This window comes from Mycobacterium sp. E3298 (assembly GCF_001666895.1).
GTDB lineage: Bacteria > Actinomycetota > Actinomycetes > Mycobacteriales > Mycobacteriaceae > Mycobacterium.
The window spans coordinates 1-5,792 of the sequence record NZ_LZJB01000270.1; the positions used below are offsets into that span (position 1 = coordinate 1).

Annotated in this window: 5 protein-coding genes; 4 read left to right on the forward strand and 1 reads right to left on the reverse strand. The window is 71.1% G+C overall.

All coding sequences use genetic code 11. From position 1 onward, the window contains the following. The 4 genes from A9X05_RS12715 to A9X05_RS12730 all read left to right on the forward strand — a co-directional run. Window positions 1-1,379: glycoside hydrolase family 57 protein (locus A9X05_RS12715; protein WP_067781747.1), on the forward strand; the 1,379-nt coding region annotated here is incomplete at its 5' end. Between the two features lie 13 nt (window positions 1,380-1,392). Next, window positions 1,393-2,637, forward strand: a complete 1,245-nt coding sequence (locus A9X05_RS12720) for a glycosyltransferase family 4 protein (protein WP_067781750.1) — start codon at window positions 1,393-1,395, stop codon at window positions 2,635-2,637. 9 nt (window positions 2,638-2,646) lie between these two features. Then, window positions 2,647-4,002 (forward strand): TIGR01777 family oxidoreductase, encoded by a 1,356-nt coding sequence (locus tag A9X05_RS12725; protein WP_067781753.1) that lies wholly within the window; start codon window positions 2,647-2,649, stop codon window positions 4,000-4,002. A gap of 66 nt (window positions 4,003-4,068) precedes the next feature. Further along, a complete protein-coding gene (locus A9X05_RS12730) occupies window positions 4,069-5,055 on the forward strand; it encodes a hypothetical protein (RefSeq protein WP_067751059.1) in 987 nt (328 codons plus the stop codon). Between the two features lie 97 nt (window positions 5,056-5,152). Here the strand turns inward: A9X05_RS12730 and A9X05_RS12735 are convergent. Then, on the reverse strand, window positions 5,153-5,792 hold a 640-nt coding region (locus tag A9X05_RS12735), incomplete at its 5' end, for a phosphodiesterase (RefSeq protein WP_067781756.1).

The following is a 5,792-nucleotide window of genomic DNA, read 5'->3' on the forward strand; positions in this document are numbered from 1 at the left end:
ACGCGCAGCTCGACGACCCGTACTGCCTGGACGGCATGCACCATTGGCTCGCCAACTGGCGGCTGCGGGCCGCCGAGGCGGCCAGCGTCCGGTCCGCCGCGCGCTCGAAGTCGGCCGAATACCAATCTTGCACGCCGGAAGCGTTGCGCGCCTTGGGGATTCGTGAATGCGCCGAGGCGGACGGGGCGCTGGAGGATTTCGCCACCCGATGGCGGCACGGCGCCAGCCCGCTGCTGCGCGGCCTGCTCGACGCCGGCACCGTGGAGTTGCTCGGCGGCCCGCTGGCCCACCCCTTCCAGCCGCTGCTCGCGCCGCGGCTGCGCGAGTTCGCCCTGCGCGAGGGGCTGGGCGACGCGCAGTCGCGGCTGGGGACGCGAAAAGGGCAGGGCCCCAGCGGGATCTGGGCGCCCGAATGTGCCTATGCCCCGGGCATGGAGCACGACTACGCCGCCGCCGGTGTCACCCACTTCATGGTCGACGGCCCGTCGCTGCACGGCGACACCGCGCTGGGCCGGCCCGTCGGCGACACCGACGTCGTCGCGTTCGGACGCGACCTGCAGGTCAGCTACCGGGTGTGGTCACCCAAGTCCGGCTACCCCGGGCACGCCGCCTACCGCGACTTCCACACCTACGACCACCTCACCGGGCTGAAGCCGGCACGGGTGACCGGCCGCAACGTGGCGTCGGAGGCCAAGGCCCCCTACGACCCCGAGCGCGCCGACCACGCCGTCGACGTCCACGTCGCCGACTTCGTCGAGGTGGTCCGCAACCGGCTGACCAGCGAATCCGACCGCATCGGGCGCCCCGCGCACGTGGTCGCCGCCTTCGACACCGAACTTTTCGGCCACTGGTGGTACGAGGGGCCGACGTGGCTGCAGCGGCTGCTGCGCGCCCTGCCCGCCGCCGGAGTGCGGGTGGGGACGCTGAACGACGCCATCGACGGCGGATTCGTCGGGCGCCCGGTCGCGTTGCCGCCCAGTTCGTGGGGCTCGGGCAAGGACTGGCAGGTCTGGGCGGGCGAGAAGGTGGCCGACCTGGTCCAGCTCAACAACGAAGTGGTCGACACGGCGCTGAGCACAGTGGATAAGGCGCTCGCGCAACGGGCCTCGCTGGATGGGCCGCTGCCTCGCGACCACGTCGCCGACCAGATCCTGCGCGAGACCCTGCTCACCGTGTCCAGCGACTGGCCGTTCATGGTGAGTAAGGACTCGGCCGCCGACTACGCGCGCTACCGCGCCCACCTGCACGCCCACGCGACCCGCGAGATCGCCGGGGCGCTCGCGTCCGGGCGCCGGGACGCCGCTGGGCGCCTGGCCGAAGGCTGGAACCGCGCCGACGGACTGTTCGGCGCCCTGGACGCGCGCAGGCTGCCCCGATGAGCTTGGCGGCCGCGTGAAGATCCTGATGGTCTCGTGGGAGTACCCGCCGGTGGTGATCGGCGGGCTCGGCCGGCACGTGCATCACCTGTCGACGGCGCTGGCCGCGGCCGGGCACGAGGTCGTCGTGCTGTCCCGCCGCCCCACGGGCACCGACCCCAGCACGCACCCGTCGTCCGACGAGGTGGTCGACGGAGTCCGGGTGATCGCCGCAGCCCAAGACCCGCACGAGTTCTCGTTCAGCACCGACATGATGGCGTGGACGCTGGCCATGGGCCATTCCATGACGCGCGAGGGCCTGTCGTTGAAGAAGCGGGGCACGAACCGGCCGTGGCGTCCCGACGTCGTGCACGCGCACGACTGGCTGGTGGCCCATCCGGCGATCACGCTCGCGCAGTTCTACGACGTGCCAATGGTTTCCACCATCCACGCCACCGAGGCCGGACGGCACTCCGGCTGGGTGTCCGGCGCTATCAGTCGTCAGGTGCACGCCGTGGAGTCGTGGTTGGTGCGCGAATCCGATTCGCTGATCACCTGTTCGGCGTCGATGTCCGACGAGATCACCGAACTGTTCGGGCCCGGCCTGGCCGCAATCACGGTCATCCGCAACGGAATCGACGCCGCGCGCTGGCCGTTCGCCGAGCGCCGGCCGCGCACCGGTCCCGCCGAACTGCTCTTCCTCGGGCGGCTGGAATACGAAAAGGGTGTGCATGACGTCATCGCCGCCCTGCCCCGCATCCGGCGCGCCCACCCCGGGACCACCCTGACCATCGCCGGGGAGGGCACGCAGCAGGAGTGGCTCGTCGCGCAGGCCCGAAAACATCGGGTGCTCAAGGCGACTCGGTTCGTCGGCCACCTCGGCCATGCCGAGCTGCTCGCGGTGCTGCACCGGGCCGACGCCGCGGTGCTGCCCAGCCACTACGAGCCGTTCGGGATCGTCGCGCTGGAAGCCGCCGCGGCGGGGACGCCGCTCGTCACGTCGAACATCGGGGGCCTGGGCGAGGCGGTGATCAACGGCCAGACCGGGGTCTCCTGCCCACCCCGCGACGTCGCCCGGCTCGCCTCGGCCGTGCGGGTCGTGCTCGATGATCCATTCGCCGCGCAGCAGCGCGCCCGCGCCGCCCGCGAACGGCTCACCTCGGCCTTCGACTGGAAGACCGTGGCCCGGGAGACCGCGCAGGTATATCTCGCCGCCAAGCGCGGCGAGCGGCAGCCCCAGCCGCGCATGCCCATCGTGGAGCACGCGCTGCCCAACCGCTAGCCTGCAGCGATGGGGCTGGAATTTTCGAGCGTGGTCGACGCGCCGATCGGCGACGTGTTCGCCTGGCACGCCAGGCCGGGCGCGTTCGCCCGGCTCTCACCGCCGTGGCAACCCATGCGCCTGGTCTCCGAGGCCGCCTCACTCAAGGACGGGCGGGCGACGCTGGCGCTACCGGGCGGCCTGCGCTGGGTCGCCGTCCACCAGCCGGCAGACTACGACCCGCCGCGGCGCTTCGTGGACGCCATCGGCGGCGACGGCCTGGCCACGCTGCCCACCCGAATCGCCGTGCGCTGGCGGCACACCCATGACTTCGAGGCCGTCGGCGACGGCCGCACCCGGGTCATCGACCGGGTGGACACACCGGTGCCCGGGTCGTTGCTGCGGCCCATGTTCACCTACCGGCACCGTCAGCTCGCCGACGATCTGGCCGCCCACCGGCTGGCCGCCGACAACGGGCTGGCTCCGCTGACCGTCGCGGTCACCGGTGCGTCCGGGCTGGTGGGTTCGGCGTTGACGGCGTTTCTGAGCACGGGCGGCCATCGCGTCATCCGGTTGGTGCGCCGCCCTGCGCGCGGAGACGACGAGCGCGAGTGGGATCCCGACGACCCCGACCCGGGACTGTTCGATCGCGTGGACGCCGTCATCCATCTGGCGGGGGCCTCGATCGCCGGCCGGTTCACCGACAAACATCGACATGCCATCCGCGACAGCAGGATTGGCCCCACCCGCCGCCTCGCCGAGGCGCTCGGCCGCGCCAACGACCGCCCGGCGGTGCTCATCTCGGCGTCGGCGATCGGATATTACGGATCCGACCGGGGCGACGAGGTCCTCACCGAGGACAGCGACCGGGGCGGCGGTTTCCTCGCCGACGTGGTCGCCGACTGGGAGGCCGCAACCGAGCCCGCCGAGCAGTCCGGGGTGCGCGTGGTACGGGTGCGCACCGGGATCGTGCAATCCCCGCGCGGGGGCACGCTGAAGCTGATGCGCCCGTTGTTCAGCGCCGGGTTGGGCGGGCGACTGGGCGACGGCCGGCAATGGTTGTCGTGGATCGGGATCGACGACCTGGTCGACATCTACCACCGCGCTCTATGGGACCGGGCGCTGTCGGGAGCCGTGAACGCCGTTGCCCCGCAGCCGGTTCGCAACAGCGAGTACACGACGACGCTGGCGCGCGTCGTGCACCGGCCCGCGGTGTTGCCGGTGCCGTCGCTGGGGCCGCGGGTGCTGCTCGGCGAGCAGGGCGCACGCGAATTGGCGTGCGCCAGCCAGCGGGTTCTTCCGCACAAGCTGAGCGCGCAAGGGCACCGGTTCCGCCAACCCGACCTCGATCAGGCGCTCCGCCACCTGCTCGGGCACGCCCGCTGAATCGCACATAGCGGGATTGGGGGCCGATGAGGCCCCATTTAACTAACTTAATGGTTCAATCCCTTAATGAAGTTCGGTGCGCCGGCCTGGCGTGCCCGTCGGACCAGCGCGACCGTGATCGGCATCGTCGCGCTGGCCGCGATCGCGTTCGCCCCGTGCCCGGCCCGGGCCGAAGCCACGGAGGCCGACAGCACGACCGACGTCACCTGCGCAAGCGCAACGCAGGCGGTACCCACGACGTGGTATTTCCCCAGCACGCCCCCGCTCGGGCTGGTCTGGTTGCAGCACGGATTCGTGGAAGGCAAGAAGGTGTGGTCCGCGTTCGGCCCCGAGCTCGCGGGCAGCGGTTACCTGGTGGTGGCCACCACCCTGTCCACCCTCAACATCTTCGGCTGCACCGTGGAGCACCTGATCGACAACAGAGGGTTCCTGGACAACATCGCGGACGTCTTCGCGCACAAAGACGACCCGCGGGGCGCGTTGGCGACGTCGTTCGCGACGGCGGCCGAGAAGGCCGGCCGCCCCGTCGCGCCGCTACCCGACAACATGGTGTTCGTCGGCCACTCGGCGGGCTCCGAGGCCGTCGAATACGTCGCCGAGCGCCTGCACAGCTCCTACCCGGCCGCCTTCACCCAGCTGCGCGGCGTGGTCAGCGAGGACGGCGTCAAGTCGTTCCTCGGCTCCAATACCGACGACGCGCTGGCGGGCCTCGCGGGTACGACGCTGCCGATCTACGCCACGGCGTCGCCGCATCTGCTGTGCAACTTCTTTCAACGCGGGACCAAGGCGATCGAGCGGTACTTCCCGGACCGCACGTTTCACGGGGTGAAAATCACGACCGGCGCCCACGGCGACGCACTCGGCCCGTCGTCGCCGGGTTACGAGAACCTCGTGTGTGGGCGCCCGAAGGCCGACAACGTCGCCGCGGTCTGGGGTCTGACCCGGGGCTGGATCGCCGACATGATCGCGGGAACGACCACACCCGATTTCTACCCTGGCGGAAGCTATTACACCGATCTCTTGACGGCCGGGACCATCACCACGCTGCCGTGACGAGTCTGCGCACCGGTCGAGCGGTGAGCGGTCCGTCCGGCCGACGCGTCGCGGGTGACCACCTCGACGAACGACCGTGAATCCACTGCCCGGTCTCCTATTCCGCGTCCCTGCCATGCCGGCTTCGCCGGTAGGCGCGGGCGCGCAGATCGGCGAGCCAGCGCGGGCGCAGGCTCACGCCGGGTGGCGTGTTGATCACGGGATCGAATGACACGTCGGCCGCCGGTTCGGGATCGACGGCCCCGGTCAGCGTGAGCCGGCCCAGCGGCGTGAAATCCCCACTGCCACAGGCTTGGTCGAGCGAGACCTCGATGCTGTCGTGCTCGAGGCGGTCGCGCACGCCGTCCAGCGACAGGCCGGGACCGTCGATCTTGCTGACGATCCGGGCCCTGAGCCACCAATTGGCTCCCCGGTAGTGCAGCGGCATCAGGGTGGTCAGCGTCTGATCGCTCCACGAGATGGCAGGGCGCAGCGCGAGTGCCCGGGACAGCAGCCCCGAGCCCGAGGAGACGACCAGGATGTCCCACGGCCCGGTCCCCTGCGGCGGTGTGACCCGGAAAGCCAGGCCGATGAAGTCAGGCAAGGCCCCGGGCGTGCCACTGGCCTTCGACACCCGGGCGACAACCTCGGACGACGAAATGGGCAGCCCCTGGCCGGCCGGGGCGACCCGTTCGATGAAGCCCTCCGCCAGAACCCCGATCGGATGAAACAACCGTTTGCCCCGGATGGCGGAGCCC

Coding starts and splice junctions, on each gene's coding strand:
- A9X05_RS12725 (WP_067781753.1), top strand. CDS start 2,647: ATGGGGCTGGAATTTTCGAGCGTGGTCGACGCGCCGATCGGCGACGTG.
- A9X05_RS12730 (WP_067751059.1), top strand. CDS start 4,069: ATGAAGTTCGGTGCGCCGGCCTGGCGTGCCCGTCGGACCAGCGCGACC.